The organism is Kribbella qitaiheensis (assembly GCF_042657745.1).
In the GTDB taxonomy this organism is placed as follows: Bacteria; Actinomycetota; Actinomycetes; order Propionibacteriales; family Kribbellaceae; genus Kribbella; species Kribbella qitaiheensis.
In genome coordinates this window covers 217,411-240,376 of record NZ_JBHSKE010000002.1, presented here as the reverse complement: position 1 = coordinate 240,376, position 22,966 = coordinate 217,411, and the positions used below count along the sequence as shown (strand labels likewise).

21 protein-coding genes are annotated in these 22,966 nt (G+C 68.1%); 13 read left to right on the top strand and 8 right to left on the bottom strand.

Features of this window, described 5'->3' with window-relative positions; genetic code table 11:
* Position 1: 1 nt before the first annotated feature.
* From ACFPJ1_RS01310 to ACFPJ1_RS01295, 4 genes are read right to left on the bottom strand one after another with little or no spacing between them, the layout of a single operon-like run.
* On the bottom strand, positions 2-883 hold the full coding sequence (locus ACFPJ1_RS01310; RefSeq protein ID WP_380100894.1) for a carbohydrate ABC transporter permease: 882 nt from the start codon (positions 881-883) through the stop codon (positions 2-4).
* The gene (locus ACFPJ1_RS01305; protein ID WP_380100893.1) at positions 880-1,860 is read right to left on the bottom strand and encodes a carbohydrate ABC transporter permease; all 981 of its coding nucleotides are present in this window, start codon (positions 1,858-1,860) and stop codon (positions 880-882) included. Before ACFPJ1_RS01305 ends, ACFPJ1_RS01310 begins: the two co-directional genes overlap by 4 nt.
* Positions 1,861-1,887: 27 nt before the next feature.
* Positions 1,888-2,724, bottom strand: coding sequence for an aldo/keto reductase (locus ACFPJ1_RS01300; RefSeq protein WP_380100892.1), 837 nt, complete (start codon positions 2,722-2,724; stop codon positions 1,888-1,890).
* Positions 2,725-2,755: 31 nt separating this feature from the next.
* Positions 2,756-4,474, bottom strand: a complete 1,719-nt coding sequence (locus tag ACFPJ1_RS01295) for a GH39 family glycosyl hydrolase (protein ID WP_380100891.1) — start codon at positions 4,472-4,474, stop codon at positions 2,756-2,758.
* A 224-nt stretch (positions 4,475-4,698) separates the two neighbouring features.
* Between ACFPJ1_RS01295 and ACFPJ1_RS01290 the strand changes: the two genes are divergently transcribed.
* Entirely contained in the window at positions 4,699-5,379 is a 681-nt protein-coding gene (locus tag ACFPJ1_RS01290; protein WP_380100889.1) for a GntR family transcriptional regulator, read from the top strand.
* A gap of 250 nt (positions 5,380-5,629) precedes the next feature.
* Here ACFPJ1_RS01290 and ACFPJ1_RS01285 read toward each other — a convergent pair whose 3' ends face one another.
* From ACFPJ1_RS01285 to ACFPJ1_RS01270, 3 genes are all read right to left on the bottom strand, one after another.
* The gene (locus tag ACFPJ1_RS01285; protein ID WP_380100887.1) at positions 5,630-6,097 is read right to left on the bottom strand and encodes an organic hydroperoxide resistance protein; all 468 of its coding nucleotides are present in this window, start codon (positions 6,095-6,097) and stop codon (positions 5,630-5,632) included.
* Positions 6,098-6,129: 32 nt separating this feature from the next.
* Positions 6,130-6,480 (bottom strand): COG4315 family predicted lipoprotein, encoded by a 351-nt coding sequence (locus ACFPJ1_RS01280; protein WP_380100885.1) that lies wholly within the window; start codon positions 6,478-6,480, stop codon positions 6,130-6,132.
* Positions 6,481-7,278: 798 nt separating this feature from the next.
* The gene (locus tag ACFPJ1_RS01270) at positions 7,279-8,262 is read right to left on the bottom strand and encodes an NmrA/HSCARG family protein (protein ID WP_380100883.1); all 984 of its coding nucleotides are present in this window, start codon (positions 8,260-8,262) and stop codon (positions 7,279-7,281) included.
* Between the two features lie 98 nt (positions 8,263-8,360).
* On the opposite strand from ACFPJ1_RS01270, the gene ACFPJ1_RS01265 reads away from it, so the two are divergent.
* The 7 genes from ACFPJ1_RS01265 (at position 8,361) to ACFPJ1_RS01235 (ending at position 17,205) form a co-directional block, all read left to right on the top strand.
* On the top strand, positions 8,361-8,852 hold the full coding sequence (locus tag ACFPJ1_RS01265; RefSeq protein ID WP_380100881.1) for a MarR family winged helix-turn-helix transcriptional regulator: 492 nt from the start codon (positions 8,361-8,363) through the stop codon (positions 8,850-8,852).
* Positions 8,853-8,987: 135 nt separating this feature from the next.
* Positions 8,988-9,305 carry a hypothetical protein gene (locus tag ACFPJ1_RS01260; protein WP_380100880.1) on the top strand — a complete coding sequence of 106 codons (318 nt, stop codon included), beginning with the start codon at positions 8,988-8,990 and terminating at the stop codon, positions 9,303-9,305.
* On the top strand, positions 9,302-10,210 hold the full coding sequence (locus ACFPJ1_RS01255; RefSeq protein ID WP_380100878.1) for an FAD:protein FMN transferase: 909 nt from the start codon (positions 9,302-9,304) through the stop codon (positions 10,208-10,210). The genes ACFPJ1_RS01260 and ACFPJ1_RS01255 overlap by 4 nt, the downstream gene beginning before the upstream one ends.
* Positions 10,210-10,782: a hypothetical protein gene (locus ACFPJ1_RS01250; protein ID WP_380100876.1), complete on the top strand. Its 573-nt coding sequence runs from the start codon at positions 10,210-10,212 to the stop codon at positions 10,780-10,782. Before ACFPJ1_RS01255 ends, ACFPJ1_RS01250 begins: the two co-directional genes overlap by 1 nt.
* Positions 10,779-12,008 carry an NADH-ubiquinone oxidoreductase-F iron-sulfur binding region domain-containing protein gene (locus ACFPJ1_RS01245; protein WP_380100875.1) on the top strand — a complete coding sequence of 410 codons (1,230 nt, stop codon included), beginning with the start codon at positions 10,779-10,781 and terminating at the stop codon, positions 12,006-12,008. Before ACFPJ1_RS01250 ends, ACFPJ1_RS01245 begins: the two co-directional genes overlap by 4 nt.
* Positions 12,005-12,217, top strand: coding sequence for a ferredoxin (locus ACFPJ1_RS01240; protein WP_380100873.1), 213 nt, complete (start codon positions 12,005-12,007; stop codon positions 12,215-12,217). The genes ACFPJ1_RS01245 and ACFPJ1_RS01240 overlap by 4 nt, the downstream gene beginning before the upstream one ends.
* A gap of 122 nt (positions 12,218-12,339) precedes the next feature.
* Positions 12,340-17,205 (top strand): NAD-glutamate dehydrogenase, encoded by a 4,866-nt coding sequence (locus tag ACFPJ1_RS01235; protein ID WP_380100871.1) that lies wholly within the window; start codon positions 12,340-12,342, stop codon positions 17,203-17,205.
* A gap of 94 nt (positions 17,206-17,299) precedes the next feature.
* On the opposite strand, the gene ACFPJ1_RS01230 is transcribed toward ACFPJ1_RS01235, so the two are convergent.
* Positions 17,300-18,037, bottom strand: a complete 738-nt coding sequence (locus ACFPJ1_RS01230; RefSeq protein ID WP_380100869.1) for a GntR family transcriptional regulator — start codon at positions 18,035-18,037, stop codon at positions 17,300-17,302.
* Between the two features lie 173 nt (positions 18,038-18,210).
* Between ACFPJ1_RS01230 and ACFPJ1_RS01225 the strand changes: the two genes are divergently transcribed.
* From ACFPJ1_RS01225 to iolB, 5 genes are all read left to right on the top strand, one after another.
* On the top strand, positions 18,211-19,212 hold the full coding sequence (locus ACFPJ1_RS01225) for a Gfo/Idh/MocA family protein (RefSeq protein WP_380100867.1): 1,002 nt from the start codon (positions 18,211-18,213) through the stop codon (positions 19,210-19,212).
* Complete coding sequence (locus ACFPJ1_RS01220) at positions 19,209-20,090, top strand: sugar phosphate isomerase/epimerase family protein (protein ID WP_380100865.1); 882 nt, start codon at positions 19,209-19,211, stop codon at positions 20,088-20,090. The genes ACFPJ1_RS01225 and ACFPJ1_RS01220 overlap by 4 nt, the downstream gene beginning before the upstream one ends.
* Positions 20,090-21,031 carry a 5-dehydro-2-deoxygluconokinase gene (gene iolC, locus ACFPJ1_RS01215; RefSeq protein WP_380100863.1) on the top strand — a complete coding sequence of 314 codons (942 nt, stop codon included), beginning with the start codon at positions 20,090-20,092 and terminating at the stop codon, positions 21,029-21,031. Before ACFPJ1_RS01220 ends, iolC begins: the two co-directional genes overlap by 1 nt.
* 62 nt (positions 21,032-21,093) lie before the next feature.
* Entirely contained in the window at positions 21,094-21,984 is an 891-nt protein-coding gene (locus ACFPJ1_RS01210; protein ID WP_380100943.1) for a Cgl0159 family (beta/alpha)8-fold protein, read from the top strand.
* Between the two features lie 49 nt (positions 21,985-22,033).
* The gene (iolB, locus tag ACFPJ1_RS01205; protein ID WP_380100862.1) at positions 22,034-22,924 is read left to right on the top strand and encodes a 5-deoxy-glucuronate isomerase; all 891 of its coding nucleotides are present in this window, start codon (positions 22,034-22,036) and stop codon (positions 22,922-22,924) included.
* Positions 22,925-22,966: the final 42 nt, after the last annotated feature.

Here is a 22,966-nt window from a genome sequence, read left to right as displayed (position 1 = left end):
GTCAGGCCTTGACTGCTCCGGAGATTCCCTCGACGAAGGAGCGCTGCAGGAAGATGAAGAGCACCACCACCGGGACGATCGAGATCACACCGGCGGCAGCCATTCCGGACCAGTCGGTAGCGGTTTCTCCGACGAACGCCTGCATGCCGACGCTCACCGTCCGCAGATCGGGCCGGCTGAAGGTGAACACCAAAGGTAGGAAGAAGGCGTTCCACGTGGTGATGAAGGTGAGGACGGCGACGGTCGCCGTGACCGGCATCGCCAGCGGCAGCATCACCGAGAAGAACGTCCGGAAGAAGCCGGCGCCGTCGACGACCGCGGCTTCTTCCAACTCCCGGGGTATCTGCCGGAAATAGCCGTAGTAGATCAGGATCGCCGACACGTACGCCCCACCGCTGAGCGCCAGGATCATTCCGCCCAGTGAGTCGATCAGGTGCAGCTGCATCGAGATCTTGACCACCGGGATGATCGTGTAGCCGGTGGGTACGAAGAGCGTCGCGACCAGCACCCCGAGGAAGATCTTCGATCCGTGGAATCGGTAGCGGGCAAGGACATAGCCGGCGGTCGCGCAGCGGATGGTGACGATCACGACGGTGAACACAGTGACTACGACGGTGTTGATCAGATACCGGCCGAAATGCGCGTCGTTCCACGCCCGCGCGTAGTTGTCCCAGACGAACTTGTCCGGCCACAGCTTCAGTCCGCCGCTGAACATCTCCATGTTGTCCTTCAGCGATGCGGACAGCATCCACAGGAACGGGAAGATCCAGATCACCGCGATACCCACCAGGAAGATCGCGGCGAGCCACCAGGGCAGTCGGCGCAGCACACGCCGTTGCCTGCTTGTCCGGTCGCTCCGGGGCACAGCCAGTTGTGCGGTCATCGCTGTTGTCCTCTCAGCCGACGGCCGGCGTACACGCCCCACAACTGGACGGCGCCGACGACCGCGACCAGCAGCCCGAAGATCACCGCTGCCGCGGACGCGTGCCCGAGCTGCGGGATCGAGGCGCCGAACGCCCACCGGTAGATGTAGATCTCGACGATCTCGGTGTGGAAGTACGGCCCACCCGCGGTCAGCGTGTACATCAGATCGAAGTTGTGGAACGTCTCCTCGATCGTCAGCACGGTGATGATGATCAAGAACGGCTTGAGCATCGGCAGCGTGATGTGCCGGAAGAGCTGCCAGGTGCCGGCGCCGTCGATCCGGGCCGCCTCGTACAACTCGTACGGGATCGTCTGCAACGCCGCGAGCCAGTAGATCATCGTGACGCCGAAGAACTTCCAGATGTACAGCACGGCCGCCGTCGGCAGCGCGAGGTGTTGACCACCCAGGAAGTCCACGCCGCTGCCGCCGAGCTTGATCAGCAAGGAGTTGATCGGCCCGGTGGCCGGATCCAGGATGAAGCGCATCACCACGCCGATGATCGCCGTTGTGGTCACCACCGGGATGAAGAACGCCGACCGCAGGACGCCGATCAGTGGCAGCTTCGGAGAGTTGAGGACCATCGCCATCAGCAGCGTGAGCAGCACCCGCGCCGGCACCACCAGCACCATGAAGAGCAACGTGACCTTGAACGAGTTCCAGAACAGCGGATCGGCGAAGACTTCGCGGTAGTTGCTCAGTCCGACGAATCGTTGGTTGGCGTCGAAACCGTTCCACTCGACCAGCGAGTACCAATAGCTCGCGATGATCGGATAGATGGTGTAAATGCCGTACAGCACCACGGTCGGCAGCAAGAAGATCCAGATCCAGGTGGTCTTCTGCCAGCCGTGACGCGGTAGTTGGGGGTTGTCGACGGCTGTGCCGGCCCGAAACCGGCGGCTCTGCCGCCTGGTGAGTTGCACAGATCTGATCGTCATTGGTCGCATCCGTCCGTGATCATCCGGCTATCTGATCTGGCTGATCGCGAACGTGCGGGGATCGCTGCCGAGCCGGTTGCCGTTCTCCATCGCCGTGATCGAGGCGATCTCGTCGTCGGTCAGCTCGAAGCCGCCAAGATCGAAGTTGGCGCGAATCCGCTCGGGATTGACCGACTTCGGGATGACGATGTTCCCGCGCTGCAGATGCCACCGCAGCACCACCTGTGCCGGTGTCACGTGGTGATCGCCCGCGATCGACGCCAGTACAGGATGATCGAGATCGCCACCCTGGCCGAGCGGTGAGTACGCCTCGACCGCGATCGACCGCTCGCGGCACAGCTCGGTCAGTTCGCGCTGTTGATACGTGGGGTGCAGCTCGATCTGGTTGACTGCCGGCACGACCTCGGCCTCCTTGGCCAATCGGTCCAGGTGTTCTGAGAGGAAGTTGGACACACCGATCGCCCGCGCACGCCCGTCGGTGTGGATCCGCTCCAGCGCACGCCAGCTGTCGACGTACAGATCGGCAGCCGGATTGGGCCAGTGCACGAGATACAGGTCGGCGTAATCCAGTCCGAGGCGCTGCAGCGTTTCGTCGTACGCCCTCAGCGCCGACTCGTAGCCGTGCTCGCCGTTGCGCAGCTTGGTGGTGACGAACAGTTCCTCGCGGAGAAGCCCGCACGCCCGCACGGCCGCGCCCACACCGGCCTCGTTGTTGTACGCCGCCGCAGTATCGATGTGCCGATAGCCGAGCTCGATCGCCTGCTCGACCGCGGGTTGGGTGTCGCTCGGCGGGACCTGGAAGACGCCGAAGCCACGCTGGGGAATCCGTACGCCGTTGTTCAGCGTGATCACGTTCTGGTCCATCGTCTCCCTCTCGTCCTCAGGATCGTCCGGGTCAGCTGCTCGGCACCAAGACCAACAACGATGCCGACGGCAAGGGCAGTGAGACCTCCAGCGAAACCTCACTGTCCACCGTGAGGATGCGGTCGGCCTCGAACTCCTCGAGACCCTGACGGCCGGTGATCGTGGCCAGCTGTTCGGCGGTCGGGTCCTGGGGTGAGCCGAGCTGCTGCCAGACGGTGAAGGAATTGCTGTGGTCGGCGTCGATGCGCAGATGCCGCAACCGGTAGGACCCGGCCGGCAGGTTGCGGACGGTCACGGTCACCGGTGTCAGGTCCTCGTTGGTCTGGTACTGATCATCGATGTGCCGCCAGACCAGCACGGCGACGCTCCCGTCCTCCGAACGCGAGGCGAGGGCGTCAACTTCCTCGGGCATGCTGCTGCCGTCGGTGTGGTCGAGTTCGCCGACCTGCCAGGCTGCGTCCGAGGTCGTGCGCAGCCGATCCGGACCGAGCAGCGACAGCATCCGATAGGCGTTGAGGAATGGCTTTTCGACGCCACCTGCGGTGAGGAATGACCGGGTGCCTTCGAAGTAGCGTTCGGCCTCGAAGTAGAAGCTCCAGGAGGTGGCGTAGGCGACCTGGGCCGGCTCGGTGGCGTTCAGATCCAAGATTTTTTTCATCAGCTTGGCCTGGAAGACCGGGTAGTACTCGGTGTTCTGGAAGCTGTAGTTGCGGTTGTCGTAGCGTCCGAAGTGCGCCGGCACCGCTGCGTCGCACTCGTCGACGATCACCGGCAGCTCGGCGTAGGCGTGATACGAACCGATCAGCCGGTTGAACTCGCGCAGGTCGTACAACATTTTCGTCGACGACGGGCTCAGTAGCTCGGCCGCCGGTTCGGCGAACGGCCGGTAGTCGCGGGTCGGGAAGTGGCAGCCTTTGGTGTGATAGGAAATGAAGTCCAGTGGCTCGTCACGGCGCGACGTGTAATCCAGGAAGCCTCGCAGGAAGTTCAGTCCGCCGCTGGTGACAGCCGGTCCGCCGACCTTGGCCTCGGGCAGCACGGCTCGGATCGCTTGGACCGTCGCGGTGTAGAGCTCGTTGTACTGATCGAGAGTGCCGCGCCAGTAGGAGATGTCCGGCTCGTTCCACAGCTCCCAGAGCCAGGTCTTCACCTCCGCCTCGCCGTAGCGATCGATGCAGTGCCGAACCGTGGCGCTGATCAAGCCCGCCCACCTGGCGTTGTCCTTGGGCGGGTATCCCCAGGCACCTGCCTCGTAACTGGTGTAGGCAGTGGGGCTGGGCACGACGGTCAGCTCAGCGGCCTCAGGTGGCAGGAGATCCCTCGGGGTGAAGCCGAGTTCCACCAGCAGGTGATGCCCGGCGCCGACAATCGCGTCGTACGCCTGGTCCAGCAGCGTGAAGTCGTAGTAGGGATTGCCGTCGGCGTCTTCGTGGTAGACGTTGCCGGAGCTCCAGTGCGGGATGCCGAAGCCGCTGCCGGAGCAGTACATGTAGTGCGGCCGGACGAAGTAGCCGCCGCCGGAGAAGTCGGCGAAAGTCTGCAGCAGCCGCTTGCCGGTGGGCGTGTACGTCCAGTTGAACTCGTCGTAGCCGAAGCTCTCCCAGACGCGCGTCAGTGGACCCTGGCTCTCCGCGGCGTCGACATCGATCGTCGCCGCGGTGACGTGCGGCGCATCGGGATTCCGGGGAGCGGCCGGCGGGAACGGGCCGAGTGCCGTGCGTCCGGTGTGAACCGCTGTATCGGTGGTCATCGTTGTCGTGACCTCTCTCTGCCCTGGGATCGGGCTGCCTCACGGTTGGCCGACGTTGGCGCCGGCGCTGTGCCGCTCTGCCTGAGTGGAGGTTCCGAGTCTGCTCTGGTAGTTGATTTACTGTCAATGACTTACTGTTTACAATCAACAGTGGAACCTGAACAGAGGCTAGAGTCGTCCTGTTTTCGGATACTGGCGGTAACTGCCTTGAGGAGGTGGTCGGCATGATCCCCGACGACGTCGTGCCCGCGCTGCCATCGCAGCGCGCTCTTGGCGATCTGGTGACTGACGTGCTCCGGGAAATGATCACCGGTGCCAAGTTCCAGCCGGGCCAGCATCTCAAGGAGACCGAGCTGGCCGAGGCACTGAAGGTCAGCCGTGGGCCGATTCGGCAGGCGCTGGCCCGACTTGAGGAAGAGGGCCACGTCGAGCTCCGGCGGCACCGCGGAGCGTTTGTCAGCACCCTGACAAAGACCGACGTCGACGAGGTGCACACCCTCCGCGGCGCCATCGAGAAATTGGCCGCCGGCCGGGCGTGTACGCGGATGCAGGGACAGGGATTCGCCGAAATGGATGCGGTCCTGGAGCAGATGAAGAGCGTCGACACCAAGATCGATCCGGAGGACGCCGTACGGCTGGACCTCCAGTTCCACGACATCATCTACGCCTATTGCGGCCATGCCCGGGTGCAGCGGGTCTGGGAGTCCATCCGTGGGCAGGTGACGGTCTTCCTGCGGGCCCGCAACGCGAGCTTTCCGGACTTCCTCGACGTCGGTTACAGCGAGCACAAGGAGCTACGAGACGCCTTGGCCTTGGGTGATCCACAGGCTGCCCAGGACGGAATCGACAAACACATCCTCGGCGCGTACGAACGCCTGAAGCGACTCAACCTCCCGGACCGCTGACGGCCGGCTGTCGCGTGGGTTCCGGTTCAGCGCAGCTTGAAGACCCGCCTGCAGGGCCGCATCAAGCGGCTGCTGTTTCCGGCCTCGGCATGTGGGCCGCGTCGCAGATGTTACGACGACGAGCGAGGCCCGGCTTCTCCCATTGAGTCACCGCAGTCGTCACTGTCGGCTGAGTCATTTCGGTCGACGGCCAGGTCCGTCAACCGCCGCGGGCCGGAGCGCTCCAGCGTGGCCAGCGTTGACGCAGCGGTCAGACTGAGGGCGCGGTCCGCTCGACGGGTCGGCCGTCGACGCTGAGGGTGACTACGACGTTGTCGCGGGTGGCGTTGGAGTACGGGCAGCGCTGGTCGGCGCGTGCCATGAGGTCCGCGGCCTCAGCCGGTGGCAGTTGTGGGGCATGCAGGTCCAGGGCGACCTGCAGACCGAAGCCGCCGTGTCCGGTCGGGCCGATGCCGACCCGGGCGGTGACCTGAGCGTCGTCGGCGTCGAGGTGGCGGCCCTGGGCCACCGCCAGCAGCGCCGACTGGAAGCAGGCTGCGTAGGCGAGTGCGAACAGCTGTTCGGGGTTGGTGCCGGGACCGCCCTGGCCGCCCATGTCCTCGGGTACGGACAGTTTGAGGTCCACCCGCCCGTCCGAGGTGCGGCCGTGCCCGGCTCGGCCGCCTTCAGTGACCGCCTCGGCGGTGTAGAGGATCTTGCTCAGTGGTGTGGCTGTCATGTGGTTACGTCCTTTCGCCCGGTCAGGAGCCGTCACTGGTCGACTTCGGTGCCGGTCGGGGACAGCACGAACCACTCGGCGCCGAACTCGTTCACCTTCTGGCCGTTGGTATCGCCGGGCTTGCTGTCGCCGGCGAAGTAGTACAACGGGTGGCCGTGGTAAGTGACCTCGGTTGTGCCGTCGGTTCGTTTCGTGGTCCCGAGCAGCGGGCCCTGTGCGCCGGCGCCGGCCTGTGGCGACCCAGTCGTGGTGTACGGAGGCCAGGCCGTGGCGCAGGTGCCGTAGCACGACGACGTGCTGCCCTTGTCCTTCTCGAACAGGTAGAGCGTCCGCCCGCTGCCGTCGACCAGGATCGACCCGAGGTTGCCCTTGGTCACCGCCACCGACGCCGCCCCCGACGTCCTGGCCGGCGGGGACGCTGAGGACGAGCCGCCGGAGCCGTACACACCCGAACCCGACGAGCTCGATGAGCCCGATGAGCCCGACGAGCCCGAACTGTTGTCGCACGCGGCCGCGAGCGTCGCCGCTGCTGCCACCACGGCGAGCGCGGCGAGCGGGCGGCGCGTTGATCCTCTGACAAACCGGACTCTCACGATCGTCCTTTTCCTTCCATTGACTGCATTGACCTGTCTGGTAGCCGGCCGCGTCGCCTCTACGTGCCACCGTGTCGGGAGTCACGCGGAGGACTCGGCCCTACCTGCGACAGTGCCGCTCCAGCGGTCTCGCGGCATCCCGACGAGCCCCCGAGCCCACCCCCTGCCAACCGGAATCCGGACTTCTGGCTAGCAGCAGCGGGTGGCGCGGCTGGACGATGATCGGCGGCGACCGAGGAAGTGCCGGTCGATCTGATCAGCCGCCGATGCGCGCTGCCGCCGAAGAGGGGTCCGTCACTTGGTACGCGTTGCGGCTCGGGCCGACGACATTCGGGATCTTCGATACGTTCGCCGACGAGGACGCCGGCAGGCTCACCTCAACGGCGAGATCCCGGCCGCCCTCGGACAGGTCGCTATCCGCCGGAATCGACGCCGCAATCTCGGTGTATCGCGTTGGCGGCTGCTCCGTCCCTGCTCCGTGGGACGTTGCCAGACGGTGGCTAGTGATGCGAGACGGTGGGCAGATCGGCTGCCTTGGATGGCGGCTCGGGTTGCCGGGCCGAGCCGCCGCTCGAGGTCTGAAGAACGTCAGCTGGTTGCCGCTTTGAGCTCATTCTTGTGCTCGGCCAGCCAGTCGTCGAAGGACTTCAGTTCCGGGTTGAGCTCGCGAACCAGTTCGAGGTCGCGGTCGCCGGTGAAACGGTCGGAGTCCTCGGCGTAGAACTGGAACATGTTCGCCATCTCGACGCCGCTCACGATCCCGAGGGCGCGGAACTCGTCCCAGGTCAGCGGCCGGTAGACGACCTCCTCGCCGAGCGCCTCGGTCAGCTTGGCGGCGTACTGGTCGACGGTCAGGTGCTCGCCGGCGACGCTCACCGTCCGGCCGACGAACTCGTCGCCGCGCTTGAAGATGCCGAGCGCGGTCTTGCCGATGTCCTCCGACGCGATGCCGGACAGCGGCTGGTCGGCCATCGGCAGGGTGATCGCCAGCTTGCCGTCCTCGCCGCGGAGCGGGCCGACGCCCGGGATCGCCATCGAGTCGAAGTAGAACGTCGTCTGCAGGAACGTGGTCGGCACGCCGTACTTGGTGAACAGTTCGTTGCCCTCGCCCTTGGCGTCGAAGTGCGGCACCTTGTACCGGCCGTCGTCGAGGCTCGGCACCCGCTCGTCGTCGCCGAAGTGCTCGCGGGTGTCCTCCAGGGTCGACCAGATCACGTGGTGCACGCCGGCGTCCTTGGCCGCGCGGGCCGCGATCTCGGCCTGCTCCAGTTCCATCTCGGCCCGGGTCCGCGCGGCCTCTTCCTCCGGGGTCCGCTCGACCCAGTAGTTCGTCACCACGAACGCCCCGTGCGCGCCGTCGAACGCCTTCCGCACGCTGGTCTCGTCGTCGAGGTCGGCCTGGACCACCTCGGCGCCCGCGGCCGCGAGCTCCTGTGCCTTGGCCGACTGCGGGTTCCGGGTCAGCGCCCGTACTGCGAACTGCCGGTCGGGGTCGGCCAGGATCGCCCGGACCAGGCCGCCGCCCTGTGAGCCGGTGGCACCCACTACGGCGATCAGCTTCTGCTCGGTCATCGGAATAGCTCCCTCGAAATTGTCGGGTTGATGTGTCAACTCCGTCGATGGTAGCTCGTTAGGTTGATGTGTCAACCAGGCGCGCTAGGATGGGTCTCGTGGCGAACGAACCGTGGCTCGACGACGACGAGCAGAAGGCCTGGCGGAGCTATCTGCTGATGCGCAGGACGCTGGAGACGCACCTGTCCAGGCATCTGCAGCGCGAGTTCGGCCTGTCCGAGTCCGACTTCGAGATCCTGGTCAACCTGTCCGAGTCCGAGACCGGCCGGATGCGGGCCTTCGAGCTCGGCGAGGCGACCCAGTGGGAGAAGAGCCGGATGTCGCACCACCTCTCCCGGATGGAGAAACGCGGGCTGATCCGCAAGGAGGCCTGTGACGCCCGGTATCCGGAGATCGTGCTGACCGACGAGGGGCGGGCCGCGATCGAGGCCTGTGCTCCGGCACACGCCGGCCGGGTCCGGGAGTTCTTCGTCGACGTGCTCGGCAAGGAGCGGATGGCCGAGCTCGGCAAGGCGGCCGACGACGTGATCGCCGCCGTCGAGGAGCACGAGCAGACCACCTGCCCGCCAGAGGTCCGCGGCTTCTGCTGACCAGCTTTGTTGACATCGGCGGGGTCGAACGCCGGGTTCCTGTGGGTGGGCTCTCAGGAGAGTCTCAGCAGAACTTGATCCTGGCTTGATGGTCTCTTGGCGTGCGCCTAGGGCCTGCGCGGCGACGCTGTCGGCATGGTCACCACTGAAGCGTTCGATCCGCACCCCGACCGCAGCCGCTGGCTCCGCCGTTCCGCGGCGGCCGCCGTCGCGACCGCCGTGCTCGGCGTCACCGGCACCGGCCTCGCCGTTGCCGTCCTGACCGCGCGCCAGCCCGACAACTCCGGTGGCACCCAGGCCACCACCGGCACCGACGACGGCAGCTCGAGCAGCTCCGGCTCCAGCGACTCAGGCAGCAGCTCCAGCGACAACGGCAGCAGCGACAGCGGGAGCAGTGGGCTGGGCTCGGGGCAGCAGGATGCCCCGACGCAGGGCGGGAGCCACGGCTCATGACCGCCTCCCGAAGCTGGAAGGCGTGGAGCTGCACGGTCCGCCTGACCGTCGATGACGCCGCGGTTCTGGGTGCGGCTTGCGGAGCGCTCAAGGCCCTGATGGATCGTGTGGACAAGGCGGCAAGCCGGTTCCGCTCCGACTCCGAGCTGTCCGCGATCAACACCCGGGCCGGCTCGATGGTCCCGGTCTCGCGGCTCTTGGTCGACCTCGTCGATGTGAGCCTGGTGGCCGCCTCCATGAGCGGTGGCGCAGTGGATCCGACCGTAGGCGGCGCGGTGGTGGCCGCCGGCTACGACGACGACATCGAGGCCGTACGCCGTCGCCTCCCGCAGGCGAGCGGTTCCACCGGCACTGTCCCCGGCTGGCAGCAGGTCCAGCTGAACCGCCGACTCGCCCTGATCGGTATCCCGAAGGGCGCGACACTTGACCTCGGCGCGACCGCCAAAGCCTGGACCGCAGACCGCGCAGCACTCGTACTCAGCAAGCGCCACGGTTGCGCAGTACTCGTAGAGATCGGCGGAGACCTACGCGCCGCCGGTACTCCGGCCGAGCCCTGGGTGATCGAGGTCGCCGAACGCGAGAGTGACGCCGGCGTAGCGGTGACCCTGGCCCACGGCGGCCTCACCACCTCCACCCGTACTGCGCGGCGCTGGTCCACCCCGGGCGGTTTCGCGCACCACGTCATCGACCCCCGCACGGGACGACCCGCGGACGGCCCCTGGCGAACCGCCTCGGTCTGGGCGCCGTCCGCAGTACGGGCCAACACCTTCAGTACTGCGCTGGTGGCGACGGGCGATGCGGCACTCGGGCGGTTGACGCTGGCGGGGCATCCGGCTCGGCTGGTGGACGAGGACGGCGACGTCACCGAGCTGGCCGGCTGGCCCTCGGCTAGCAGGGTCGCCTGATGACGTTGTGGTACCTGGCCCGCGCGGCCGGGGTGATGGCTCTGGTCTTCTTCACGGTCGCGGCGTCGCTCGGAGCCCTCGGTGCGGGCAGTCGCAAACCGGAGCAGCGGTTCTGGCTGCAGTACGTGCACCGCTCGGCCGCAGTCACCGGCCTGCTGCTCCTGGTCGCACATGTGATCGCGGTGATCTCCGACAGCTACGTGGACATCAACGCGTCGGTACTGGTCTGGCCGTTCGGCTCCGGTTATCGCCCGTTCGCTGTGACTGTCGGAGCGCTCGCTGCCTACAGCCTGGTGTTCGCCGCACTCGTCGGCGCCGCCAGAGGACGGCTGGCCCGTTCTGAGGCCTTCACGAAGCGCTGGCGGTCGATTCACCTCGCAGCCTCCCTCGGCTGGTTGCTGTCGATCGGCCACAGCCTGCTGGCCGGTACCGATCGCGGCACGCCCTGGATGCTCGCCATCACCATCGGCTGCCTGGCCGCAGTCGGTACCTCCGTGGCCGTGCGCCTCCGCCGCCGCGAAGACCAACGCAGTACGCCGCTCAGTCTGGCCCGCGCGGGGAGATTCCAATGACGATCCTGCAGGAGAACCCAGTACAACTCCGGGTGATCGGACAGCCTCGGCTGCTCGCCGGTCTCAGGGAAGGCCGGGCGGAGCTGCGACGGCACCTCTGGACCCACGGGCCGATGCCACAGCTGTCCAGGGAGACGTACGCCGAGTTGGCGACGGCAGTCGGGCTGCGAGGCCGGGGCGGAGCCGCCTTCCCGGTCGCGCTCAAGCTGGCGGACCTCCCGTCCAGTCGCATCGAGGCTGTGGTCGTCAACGGCTCCGAGAGCGAGCCACTGAGTCGCAAGGACCGGCTGCTGCTCACCCTGGCCCCTCACCTGGTCCTGGACGGAGCCACTGGGCTGGCGCAAGCACTGGGTGCCCCGCAGGTCCTGGTAGCGGTCCACGACGCGGCAGCGGCCTCGTCGATCCGGACAGCGCTGCTAGAGCGCCAGGACGCGGTGGCGGTCCAGGTGGCCGATACACCCGGCCGCTTCGTGGCAGGCGAGGCCCGAGCCGTGCTGAGTGTGCTCGAGGGAGGGCCTGCGGTTCCGCCCGGGCGGCGGGTGCTGCCGACGCGGAAGGGGTACCACCGGCGCCCGACGTTCCTGTCGAACGTGGAGACCTTCGCCCAGCTCGCAGTACTGGCCAGGCTCGGCTCCAGGGAGTTCAGCAGCACCGGCCTGATCAGCGAACCCGGCACCCACCTGCTCACGGTCGCAGGGGCGGTCGACCGGCCTGGGGTGATCGAGACACCGACTGGCATCCCGCTGGACACGGTGCTCCAGTTCGCCGGAGCACCTCAGACCGGCGCGGTCCTGATCGGCGGGTACCACGGCCGGTGGCTGCCGCAGGCGACCGGCGTCCAGCTCAGCCGGCCGGACGTGCCGCTGGGTGCCGGGATCGTCCTGGCGCTCGGCACGGACACCTGCCCGCTCGGCGAGGTGCACCGGGTCGCCGGGTGGCTGGCGAGCCAGTCGGCGGGGCAATGCGGGCCGTGCGTCTTCGGTCTGGCCGCACTGGTCGACGACTTCGGGCGGCTGCTGAACGGCGACCCCGCCGGTTGGCACGACGCGCAGCGCCATCTGGGCCTCGTCCCAGGCCGAGGGGCCTGCGCTCACCCGGACGGTTCGGCCCGCTTCCTGGCATCCGCGCTCGAGGTGTTCGGTGAGGACGTCCGGATTCACCTGGGTGCCGGCGGATGCGGTCGCGCAGTACAAGGAGTCCTACCGGTACCCGGAGGTGCGTGGTGAATAGGCTGGAGATCGACTGGACCCGGTGCGACGGACACGGTCTCTGCGCGACCCTCCTGCCGGACGACGTGGTACTCGACGAGTGGGGCTTCCCGGTGCTCCGTGGGCGCGAGATCACCCGCGGTGAAGTGACGAACGCACGCCGCGCGGTACTGGCCTGTCCGGCCCTCGCGCTGCGGTTGTCCAGAGCCGGTAAAGGTGATCTGTAAGGCATCGGAAAGGACCGTCCCGACATCACACCAGTGACTGAAGTGGACTAATCTCTGAGGGAGGCGCACAAAGGCGTGCGGCCCGGCGCAGAGCGTCACGTCACGCGTGGAGACGGTGGGGAATGCAGAGCAAGCTGGACGTCCAGAAGGCGGATGTTCTCGCAAAGGCGGTGGAGGCCGGAACGCACGGCCACGACAAGTCGGTCGATCCCGGGAAGCTGAAGAACTTCCTGGAGCGGTACTACCGCTACGTGGCCGCCGAGGACGTCGCCGAGCGGCAACCGACCGACTGTCTGGGCGCTGCCAGGCACCATTACAAGTCCGCGCTGTCGCGGCCGCAGGGCACCGCCAAGGTGCAGGTGTTCACGCCGACGCTCGAGGAGCACGGCTGGACCGCGAACGGCCGGACCGTGGTGGAGATCGTGGTCGACGACATGCCGTTCCTGGTCGACTCGGCCTCGATGGTGATCACCGAGCGGAACCTCGAGCTCCAGCTGCTGGTGCACCCTCAGTTCGTGGTCCGGCGGGACATCGCCGGCACTCTGCAGGAAGTCCTCGACGACGCGGCCCCGGCCGACGAGCACGACCTCGTCCGGGAGAGCTGGATGCACCTCGAGGTGGAGCGCATCCCCGACAGCGCCGAGCACCGGGCGCTGGAGAAGGCGCTGCTGAAGGTCCTCAACGACGTCCGCGAGGCGGTCGAGGACTGGCCGAAGATGCACGAGAAGGCGGTCAACATCGCCCTCGGGCTGGACGCCGCCAAGGTGCCGGTCAGCGCCGGTGAGGTGGAGGAGGCCCGGGAGCTGCTCGAGTGGCTCGCCGACGAGCACTTCACCTTCCTCGGCTTCCGTGAGTACAGCTTCACCATGCGCGGAGAGCAGGGCGTACTGCGGGGCGTGCCCGGCACCGGCCTCGGCATCCTGCGCCAGGACCCGAAGCTGGACGAGAACACCGGGCTGCTGCCGCCGGAGGTGAGCGCCAAGGCCCGGGAGAAGAAGCTGCTGATCCTGACCAAGGCGAACTCCCGCTCGACCGTGCACCGCTCGTCGTACCTGGACTACGTCGGCATCAAGCAGTTCGACGAGAGCGGCGAGCCGGTGTCCGAGCTGCGGTTCATCGGCCTGCTCTCGTCCACCGCGTACACCGAGAGCGTCATGCAGGTGCCGGTACTGCGCCGCAAGGCGCTCGAGCTGTTCCGGATGACCGGCTTCGATCCGAACAGCCACAGCGGCAAGGGCCTGCTGGACGTGCTGGAGACCTACCCGCGCGACGAGTTGCTGCAGGCGCCGGTGGAGGACCTGCTGCCGATCGTGCAGTCCGTGCTGCACCTGCAGGAGCGCCGCGCGGTCAAGCTGTTCGTCCGCCGCGACGTCTACAACCGGTACCTGTCCTGCCTGGTCTACCTGCCGCGTGACCGCTACACCACCGCGGTCCGGCTGAAGATGCAGCAGATCCTCAAGGACGCGATCGGCGCGGAGTCCGTGGACTACGCCGCCTACGTGACCGAGTCCGTGCTGGCCCGGGTGCACTTCGTCGTCCGGATGAAGCAGGGCGCGACCGTCGGCGAGTTCGACCCGGACCTGCTCGAGCAGAAGGTGGTCGAGGCCACCCGCGCCTGGCAGGACGACTTCAACGTCGCCCTGCACGCCCTCGGCGGCGACGGCGCCGTCACCCGGCTGAGCAGCCAGTACGCCACCGCCTTCCCGGAGGCGTACAAGGAGGACTTCGACGCCCGGGTCGCGGTCAAGGACGTGACGATCCTGGACGGCCTGCCCGCCGAGGACGGCCTGGCCATGTCCCTCTACACCCCGATCGACCAGGCCTGGGAGGGCGAGCGCCGCTTCAAGGTCTACCGGACCGGTACGGCGCTGTCGCTGTCCCAGGTGCTCCCGCTGCTGACGCACATGGGCGTCGAGGTGATCGACGAGCGGCCGTACGAGATCCGCCGGCCCACGGACACGGCGTACATCTACGACTTCGGGCTGCGGACGCCGGATCACTACCAGGAGCGGGAGGAGCTGCGCAGGCTCTTCTCCGAGACCTTCCAGGCCGTCTGGGAGGGCCGGGCCGAGAGCGACAGGCTGAACGCCCTGGTACTGCGCGGCAACCTCAGCTGGCGGCAGGTCTCCATCCTGCGCGCCTACCAGCGCTATATCCGCCAGGGTGGTACGCCGTTCAGCCAGCTCTACATCGAGCGGACCTTCCTCAACCACGTCGACGTGGCGAACCTGCTGGTCCGGCTGTTCGAGACCAGCTTCGACCCCGCTCACGGTGCCGCCGACGACCCGGACCGGGCGAACGCGGTGGACCAGCTGGAGAAGGAGATCGTCGCCGCTCTGGACACCGTGCAGAGCCTGGACGAGGACCGGATCCTGCGCGGCTACCTGACGGTGATGAAGGCGACCCTGCGGACGAATTACTACCAGCCGGGACCGGACGGGCAACCGCGCGACTACATCTCGATCAAGCTGGAGCCGAAGGCGATCCCGGACCTGCCGCAGCCGCGTCCGGCGTACGAGATCTTCGTCTACTCACCACGGGTCGAGGGTGTGCACCTGCGCTTCGGCGCGGTCGCGCGCGGTGGTCTGCGCTGGTCGGACCGGCGCGAGGACTTCCGCACCGAGGTGCTCGGCCTGGTCAAGGCGCAGATGGTGAAGAACTCGGTGATCGTGCCGGTCGGCGCGAAGGGTGGCTTCTACGCCAAGCAGTTGCCGGACCCGGCGGCGGACCGCGATGCCTGGCTGGCCGAGGGGATCGCGTCGTACAAGACGTTCATCTCCGGGCTGCTGGACATCACCGACAACATCGTTGCCGGCGCCATCGTCCCGCCGCGCGAGGTGGTCCGGTACGACGGTGACGACGCGTACCTGGTGGTCGCCGCCGACAAGGGCACGGCGACCTTCTCCGACCTCGCGAACGGCGTGGCCAAGCAGTACGGCTTCTGGCTCGGTGACGCGTTCGCCTCGGGTGGTTCGGTCGGCTACGACCACAAGGCGATGGGGATCACCGCGCGCGGTGCGTGGGAGTCGGTCAAGCGGCACTTCCGCGAGATGGGCCACGACTGCCAGAACACCGATTTCACGGTCGTCGGCGTCGGCGACATGTCCGGTGACGTGTTCGGCAACGGGATGCTGTTGTCGGAGCACATCAGGCTGGTCGCGGCCTTCGACCACCGGCACATCTTCCTCGACCCGGCGCCCGACGCGGCGGTCTCGTTCGCGGAGCGGCGGCGGCTGTTCGAGCTGCCGCGCTCGTCCTGGGCGGACTACGACGCCTCGCTGATCTCGGCGGGCGGCGGGGTCTACCCGCGGACCGACAAGGCGATCCCGATCTCGGCGGAGGTCCGGGCGGCGCTCGGGCTGGAGGGCAGCCCGTCGACGTTGACGCCGGTGGAGTTGATGCAGGCGATCGTGAAGGCGCCGGTCGACCTGTTCTGGAACGGCGGCATCGGCACCTACGTGAAGGCGAGCACGGAGTCGCACGCGGACGTCGGCGACAAGGCCAACGACGCGATCCGGATCAACGGCAAGGACCTGCAGGCCAAGGCGGTCGGCGAGGGCGGCAACCTGGGCTTCACCCAGCTCGGCCGGATCGAGTACGCCACCAAGGGCGGCCGGATCAACACCGACTTCATCGACAACGTGGCCGGCGTGGACACCTCCGACCACGAGGTGAACATCAAGATCCTGCTGGACAAGGTGGTCGCCGACGGGGACCTGACCGAGAAGCAGCGCAACGACGTGATCGCGTCGATGACAGATGAAGTGGCCGCCCTGGTACTGAAGAGCAACTACCGGCAGAACATCGGCCTGGCCAACGCGACCGCGCAGGCGCCCGCGTTGATGCACGTCCACCAGGACTGGGTCCGCCGGCTCGAGCGCGAGGGGCTGCTCAACCGGGAGCTGGAGTTCCTGCCGAGCGTCGCGGAGTTCAAGCGCCGCAAGGCCGAGGGCAAGGGGCTGACCTCGCCCGAGCTGTCGGTGCTGATCGCCTACACCAAGATCGTGCTCGAGGCGGAGCTGCTGAAGAGCACGCTGCCCGATGACGAGTACCTGGAATCCAAGCTGATCAGCTACTTCCCGCGAGCGATCCAGGACCGCTTCGCCGAACAGGTCAAGTCGCACCAGCTGCGCCGGGAGATCATCACCACCCAGGTGGTGAACGAGTTCATCAACTCCTCCGGCATCACCGCCTACCACCGGCTCTCGCTGGAGACCGGCGGCTCGGTGGAGGACGTGGTCCGGGCGAACCTGGCCGCGTCGCGGATCTTCGCCCAGCCCGAGCTGCTGGCCCGCAACTCCGAGCTCGACAACGTCGTCGACGCCCAGACCCAGACCGCGATGCGGCTGGAGACGCGGACCCTGGTCGAGCGCGCGACCCGCTGGCTGGTGAGCAACCGCCGCCCACCGGTCGACATCGCCGAGCTGATCGACTTCTTCTCGCCCGGCATCGCCAAGCTGACCACCGCGCTTCCCGAGGTACTGCGGGGCCGGGAGCTGGCGTTGTTCGAGCAGCGCCGGCAAGCCCTGGTGCTGAAGGGGGTTCCGGCGGACTTCGCCACCCGGATCGCGGTCCTCCCGCCGGCGTACGCGGCGCTGGGGATCGTGGAGACCGCCGACCTCAAGGACCTCGACGTACTGGAGGTCGCCAAGGTCCACTTCGCGCTCGGGGAGCGGCTCCAGCTCGGGCTCTTCCTCGAGCGGATCATCGGCCTGCCGCGGACGGACCGCTGGCAGACGATGGCCCGCGCGGCCCTGCGCGACGACCTGCACACGGTGCACGCCCGCCTCACGGCCCAAGTGCTCGCGACGACGGACGACGCGGCCGAGCCGGAGGACCGGGTGATCGCCTGGCAGGACATGAACGAGGTGGCCCTGTCCCGAGCGGCCACGATGATGGACGAGATCGTCGACACCGAGGGGCCGGAACTGGCTCACCTCTCCGTCGGCCTCCGCCTGGTCCGAACCCTCCTCAGCAACCAGGCCTGACCCCCCGCTGTCGCTCGCTGTCGCTTGCGTCCGAAGAACTGAGGGCTATAGCGCTCGGTTGTTCGGACGTACTGCGTTTGTGGTGGCAGGGGGGTCAGCGTTCGCTGACGAGGACGTCGACGGAGTACTGGTCGGCCCGGTAGCAGTGGTCGCCGAATTCGACGGGGGAGCCGTCGGCGTCGTAGGCGCTGCGGGTCATGGTGACCAGGGGCTCGGCCTTGGACATGTGCAGGGTGCGGCGTTCCTCGGCAGTGGCGTTGCGGGCGCCGATCCGCTGCCGCGCCACCGTCGGGCGGACCCCGCGCGCCCGGAGTACGGCGTACAGGCCGTCGGCCTCGAGCTGCGCGACGGTCAGGTCGTCCATTGCCGGGGGCAACCAGTTGCGCAGGATCGCCAGCGGCAGGTCGTCGGCGTACCGGAGCCGGACGATCGAGACCAGCGGCGTGCCCGGGGGGAGCCCGAGGGCCTCGGCGGCGCGGTCGTCCTGGGCGGAGCGGACCAGGGACAGGACGTCGGTCCGCGGGGTTCTGCCTTCGCGCTCGAGGTCGTCGTACAGGCTGGTGAGTTCGGCGCGGCGGTGCACCATCTGGTTGGCGACGGTGGTGCCGATGCCGCGGCGGCGGACCACCAGACCCTTGTTCACCAGTTCGGAGATCGCGCGGCGCACGGTCGGCCGGGACAGGCTGAGGCGGTCGGACATGGCCAGTTCGTTCTCGAACGGGTCGCCGGGGCGCAGGGTGCCGTCGCTGATGGCAGCAGTGAGCTGCTCGGCGAGCTGGTGGTAGAGCGGCACCGGGCTCGTCCGATCGATCTGGATCGGCAGGGCGGCCATGGCAGGAGGTTACATGAAGGACGTTTGTATGTCCCGATGTGAAAATGTGCTAACAAAGTATTGACACGCTTGCCCGGCCGGGTGAGGCTAACCGGAACGAACCGGTGCCGCGACTGGCGCGACCTCCCGCGGCCCCGGCTCACTCAGACACGAGCCTTTCGAGAGGGCACAGGATGCGAATCGGGTTGGTCGGAGTCGGGCGGATCGGTGCGTTCCACGCGGCGACCTTGAAGAACCTGCCGGCGGTGGACCAGGTGGTGGTGGCCGATGCCGACGCGAGCAGGGCGGAGCTGGTCGCCAAGGATCTCGGCCTCGAGTTCGCCGCCGACGTGGACCAGTTGCTGGGCAGCGACCTGGACGGCTTCGTGATCGCGGCGGCCACCTCGGCGCACGCGGACCTGATTGCCAAGGGGGTGGCGGCCGGGCTGCCGACCTTCTGCGAGAAGCCGGTCGCGCAGGACCTCGCCGACACCCAGCGGGTCGTCTCCCTGGTGGAGGCGTCGGACGTGCCGGTGCACATCGGCTTCCAGCGGCGCTTCGACCTCGGCTACCAGGCCGCGCGGCAGCAGGTCCAGGCCGGTGAGCTCGGCTTCATCCACCACATCCGCGCGAACACCAACGACGCGTTCCCGCCGCCGCAGGAGTACATCCCGACCAGCGGCGGGTTCTTCCGCGACTGCACGGTGCACGACTTCGACATCATCCGCTTCGTCACCGGACGTGAGGTGGTCAGCGTCTTCGCCACCGGCGCGAACCGTGGCGAGGCCTTCTTCGGCCAGTACGGCGACGTCGACGCGGCCGCCGCGCTCCTCACGCTCGACGACAGCACCTTCGTCTCGGTCAGCGGCACCCGCTACAACGCGGCCGGCCACGATGTGCGGATGGAGGTGCTCGGCAGCCTGGGCTCGGTCGCCGTCGGTCTCGACGAGCACACGGCGCTGAAGTCCGCCGAAGCCGGCGTGACCTTCCCCGAGGGCCCGGCGCACACCACCTTCATGGACCGGTTCCGGCCGGCCTACGTCGCCGAGCTGACCGCCTTCACCGAGGTCGTCGCGAGGGGCCGCGAGGTGCCCTGCACGGTCCGCGACGCCCTGCAGGCCTTCCGGATCGCCGACGCCTGCGAACTGTCCCGCCATGAGAACCGCGTCGTTGCCTTGGAGGAGATCGGCCGATGAGTGACGTTGCTGCCAGGATCGCCGGAGCCCCGATCTCCTGGGGTGTCTGCGAGGTCCCGGGCTGGGGTTGGCAGTACGACCCGGAGACCGTGCTCGCGCAGATGCGCGACGTGGGGATCGCCGCGACGGAGTTCGGCCCGGACGGCTTCCTGCCGGACGACCCGGCGCTGAAGGCGAAGACGCTCGCCGATCTGGGACTCCGCGCGGTCGGCGGCTTCGTCCCCGTAGTACTGCATGATCCTTCGCACGATCCGGCCGCCGAGGTGCTGCGGTCGCTCAAGGGATTCGTCGCCGCCGGGGCCGGCACGCTCGTGCTCGCCGCCGCGACCGGCCAGGACGGGTACGACGGCCGCCCGGTGCTGGACTCCCTCGGCTGGGACACGTTGCTCGCCAATCTCGACAAGCTGGCCGGGATCGCCGCCGAGCACGGGGTCACCGCGACGCTGCATCCGCACGTCGGCACGATGGTGGAGAACGCCGAAGATGTGGACCGAGTGCTGCAAGGTTCCACGATCGGGCTCACGCTCGACACCGGTCACCTGTTGATCGGCGGGGTCGACCCGGTGGCGCTCGCGCTGAAGCACGCGGACCGGATCGTGCACACGCACCTCAAGGACGTGGACGCCGCCTGGGCCGCGAAGGTCCAGGCCGGCGAGGTCGGCTACACCGACGCCGTGCGGCAGGGGATGTACCGCCCGCTCGGTGGTGGTGACATCGACTTCGCCGCGATCGTCGGCGCGCTGGAGAAGGCCGGGTACGACGGCTGGTACGTGCTCGAGCAGGACACGGTCCTGCGGGACCGTCCGAACGGTGAGGGACCACTGGTCGACGTACGGGCGAGCATCGAGCACCTTCGGCGTCTGGCCGAGGCGGTCTGATGGCTGACGACGTACTGACCATCGGGCGGATCGGCGTCGACCTGTATCCGCTGCAGACCGGCACGCACCTGGAGGATGTCGAGAGCTTCGGCAAGTTCCTCGGTGGCAGTGCCACCAACGTCGCGGTCGCGGCGGCCAAGCACGGGCGGAAGTCGGCGGTGATCAGCCGGACCGGGCATGACCCGTTCGGGACCTTCATCCACCGGACGCTGCTCGAGCTCGGCGTGGACGACCGGTTCGTCACGCCGGTGGACGGTCTGCCGACGCCGATCACGTTCTGCGAGATCTTCCCGCCGGACAACTTCCCGCTGTACTTCTACCGCTTCCCGAAGGCACCGGACCTCGTCATCAATCCGGAAGAGCTGGACCTGCAGGCGATCAAGGACGCGCGGATCTACTGGTCCACGGTGACGGGGCTGTCGGCCGAGCCCAGCCGGTCGGCGCACTTCGCGGCCTGGGAGGCCCGCGAACGCAAGCCGATCACCGTGCTCGACCTGGACTACCGGCCGATGTTCTGGGCGGACCCGAGCGAGGCGCACACGCAGGTCAGCCGGGCGCTCGAGCACTGTACCGTTGCTGTTGGCAACAAGGAGGAGTGCGAGGTGGCCGTCGGCGAGACCGATCCGGACAAGGCGGCGCAAGCGCTGCTGGACCGCGGGCTCGACCTGGCCGTCGTGAAGCAGGGACCGAAGGGCACGCTCGCCCGGACCCGGGACGAGCGGGTCGAGGTGCCGCCGTTCCCGGTCGAGGTGGTGAACGGGCTCGGCGCCGGCGACGGCTTCGGCGGCGCCCTGTGCCACGGGCTGCTGGCCGGCTGGCCGCTGGAGAAGGTGATCCGCTTCGCCAACATCGCGGGCGCCATCGTCGCCTCCCGCCTGGAGTGCTCGACCGCGATGCCCACCGAGTCGGAGGTCCTGACCTTGATGGGTGAGCCGGCATGAACCACCCCACCAACCCCTCCGCCGGGCGCACAGGCATGAGCCCCGCTCAGCACGGGCTCAGCATGAGCGAGCTGAGCAACATCAACCTCACCGAGATCAGGGTCCGGCATCCTGAGCGGATTGCCGAGGCGTGGCAGCAGCGGCGGCGACGGGAGGTCGTCGGCGAGGACGGGCGGCTGCTGATCGTCGCGGCGGATCACCCGGCCCGCGGCGCACTCGGCGTGCGGGACGACCGGATGGCGATGGCGAGTCGGCCGGCGCTGATCGACCGGCTCTGCACCGCGCTGAAGCGGCCGGGCGTCGACGGCGTGCTCGCGACTCCCGACGTCCTGGAGGACCTGCTGCTGCTCGGCGCCCTCGAGGGCAAGCTCGTCATCGGTTCGATGAACCGCGGCGGCCTGCAGGGTGCCTCGTTCGAGCTGGACGACAGGTTCACGGCGTACGGCACGGCGGATGACATCGCCTCGCGCCGGCTGGACGGCGGCAAGATGCTGACCAGGATCTGCCTCGAGGACGCCGGCACGGTGGCGACGCTGGAGAGCAGCGCGCAGGCGGTCACGGAGCTTGCCGAGCGCAAGCTGATGGCGATGGTCGAGCCGTTCTGGTCGGTCCACAAGGAGGGCCGGGTGACGAACCTGCTCGATCCGGACTCGGTGATCAAGTCGGTGCATATCGCCTCCGGTCTCGGCGCGACGAGCGCGTACACCTGGCTCAAGCTCCCGGTCGTCGACGATCTCGCCCGGGTGATGGAGGCGACCACGCTGCCGACCTTGCTGCTGGGTGGCGACCCGACGGTTGCGCCCGAGGAGACCTACGCGTCGTGGGGCAAGGCGCTGAGCCTCCCTTCGGTCCGCGGCCTCGTAGTGGGCCGAGCTCTCCTCTTTCCCCCGGACGGCGACGTAGCTTCAGCCGTAGACCAAGCCGCCGCCCTAGTTCACGGAGGTGCCGCATGACCGCGCCGCATGTTCCTCAAGCTGTCGTAGCCACCCGAGGAGGTGCTGCATGACCGCCTGGTTCAGGCCCGCCGGTTCCACGGCGCGGGACGGCTTCGAGCTCGCGGTGAGCCCGGGCGAACAGGACTGGCACCACACCGGCCTGTACGTCGCGACGTTGCAGCCCGGACAGTCCGTCGAGTTCGACACGGGTGACTCCGAGTTCTTGGTGCTCCCGCTGAGCGGCTCCGCCGAGGTGGTCGTGGACGGGGAGACCCTGCCGCTGGGCGGTCGCGCGGACGTCTTCGCGGGCCCGACCGACTTCGCCTACGTGCCGCGGAGTACCACCGTCGCTGTGGTCAGCGCCGGTGGCGCCCGGATCGCCTTCCCGCACGCGAGGGCCGCCTCGGACTACCCGTTCCGTCGGATCGGCATCGAGCAGGTCGAGACCGAGCTGCGCGGTGCGGGGGTCGCCTCCCGGCAGGTGCGGAACTTCGGCACGCCGGCGGTGCTCGAGGCGGACTCGATCATCGCGTGCGAGGTTCTCACCCCGGCCGGGAACTGGTCGTCGTACCCGCCGCATAAGCACGACGAGCACAGGCCCGGCAAGGAGAGCGAGCTCGAGGAGATCTACTACTTCGAGCTGCAGCTGTCCGACGATGCCCCTGAGGGTGTCAAGGGCACCGACCCGATCGGCTACCAGCGGGTCTACGGCACCGAGGAGCGTCCCATCGACGTCCTGGCCGAGGTGCGCAGCGGGGACCTGGTACTGGTGCCCCACGGTTGGCATGGTCCTGCGATGGCGCCTCCTGGTTATGACATGTACTACCTGAACGTGATGGCCGGTCCCGGCACTGAACGCCAGTGGCTGATCGTCGACGACCCGCAGCACGGCTGGGTCCGGGAGCTGTGGAACACCCAGACGATCGACCCGCGCCTGCCGTTCGGGGAGGACCGATGACCATCTCCCCGACAGCAAGTCCGCGGCGATCTTTCGGAGGAG

Excerpts from the sequence above, each read along its gene's own strand:
- iolB (WP_380100862.1), top strand. The coding sequence starts at position 22,034 with ATGACCGCCTGGTTCAGGCCCGCCGGTTCCACGGCGCGGGACGGCTTC.
- ACFPJ1_RS01245 (WP_380100875.1), top strand. The coding sequence starts at position 10,779 with ATGACGATCCTGCAGGAGAACCCAGTACAACTCCGGGTGATCGGACAG.
- ACFPJ1_RS01310 (WP_380100894.1), bottom strand. The coding sequence starts at position 883 with ATGACCGCACAACTGGCTGTGCCCCGGAGCGACCGGACAAGCAGGCAA.
- ACFPJ1_RS01230 (WP_380100869.1), bottom strand. The coding sequence starts at position 18,037 with ATGGCCGCCCTGCCGATCCAGATCGATCGGACGAGCCCGGTGCCGCTC.
- ACFPJ1_RS01295 (WP_380100891.1), bottom strand. The coding sequence starts at position 4,474 with ATGACCACCGATACAGCGGTTCACACCGGACGCACGGCACTCGGCCCG.
- ACFPJ1_RS01255 (WP_380100878.1), top strand. The coding sequence starts at position 9,302 with ATGACCGCCTCCCGAAGCTGGAAGGCGTGGAGCTGCACGGTCCGCCTG.
- ACFPJ1_RS01210 (WP_380100943.1), top strand. The coding sequence starts at position 21,094 with ATGAGCGAGCTGAGCAACATCAACCTCACCGAGATCAGGGTCCGGCAT.
- ACFPJ1_RS01290 (WP_380100889.1), top strand. The coding sequence starts at position 4,699 with ATGATCCCCGACGACGTCGTGCCCGCGCTGCCATCGCAGCGCGCTCTT.
- ACFPJ1_RS01270 (WP_380100883.1), bottom strand. The coding sequence starts at position 8,262 with ATGACCGAGCAGAAGCTGATCGCCGTAGTGGGTGCCACCGGCTCACAG.
- ACFPJ1_RS01285 (WP_380100887.1), bottom strand. The coding sequence starts at position 6,097 with ATGACAGCCACACCACTGAGCAAGATCCTCTACACCGCCGAGGCGGTC.
- iolC (WP_380100863.1), top strand. The coding sequence starts at position 20,090 with ATGGCTGACGACGTACTGACCATCGGGCGGATCGGCGTCGACCTGTAT.
- ACFPJ1_RS01235 (WP_380100871.1), top strand. The coding sequence starts at position 12,340 with ATGCAGAGCAAGCTGGACGTCCAGAAGGCGGATGTTCTCGCAAAGGCG.
- ACFPJ1_RS01305 (WP_380100893.1), bottom strand. The coding sequence starts at position 1,860 with ATGACGATCAGATCTGTGCAACTCACCAGGCGGCAGAGCCGCCGGTTT.
- ACFPJ1_RS01220 (WP_380100865.1), top strand. The coding sequence starts at position 19,209 with ATGAGTGACGTTGCTGCCAGGATCGCCGGAGCCCCGATCTCCTGGGGT.
- ACFPJ1_RS01260 (WP_380100880.1), top strand. The coding sequence starts at position 8,988 with ATGGTCACCACTGAAGCGTTCGATCCGCACCCCGACCGCAGCCGCTGG.
- ACFPJ1_RS01225 (WP_380100867.1), top strand. The coding sequence starts at position 18,211 with ATGCGAATCGGGTTGGTCGGAGTCGGGCGGATCGGTGCGTTCCACGCG.
- ACFPJ1_RS01250 (WP_380100876.1), top strand. The coding sequence starts at position 10,210 with ATGACGTTGTGGTACCTGGCCCGCGCGGCCGGGGTGATGGCTCTGGTC.
- ACFPJ1_RS01300 (WP_380100892.1), bottom strand. The coding sequence starts at position 2,724 with ATGGACCAGAACGTGATCACGCTGAACAACGGCGTACGGATTCCCCAG.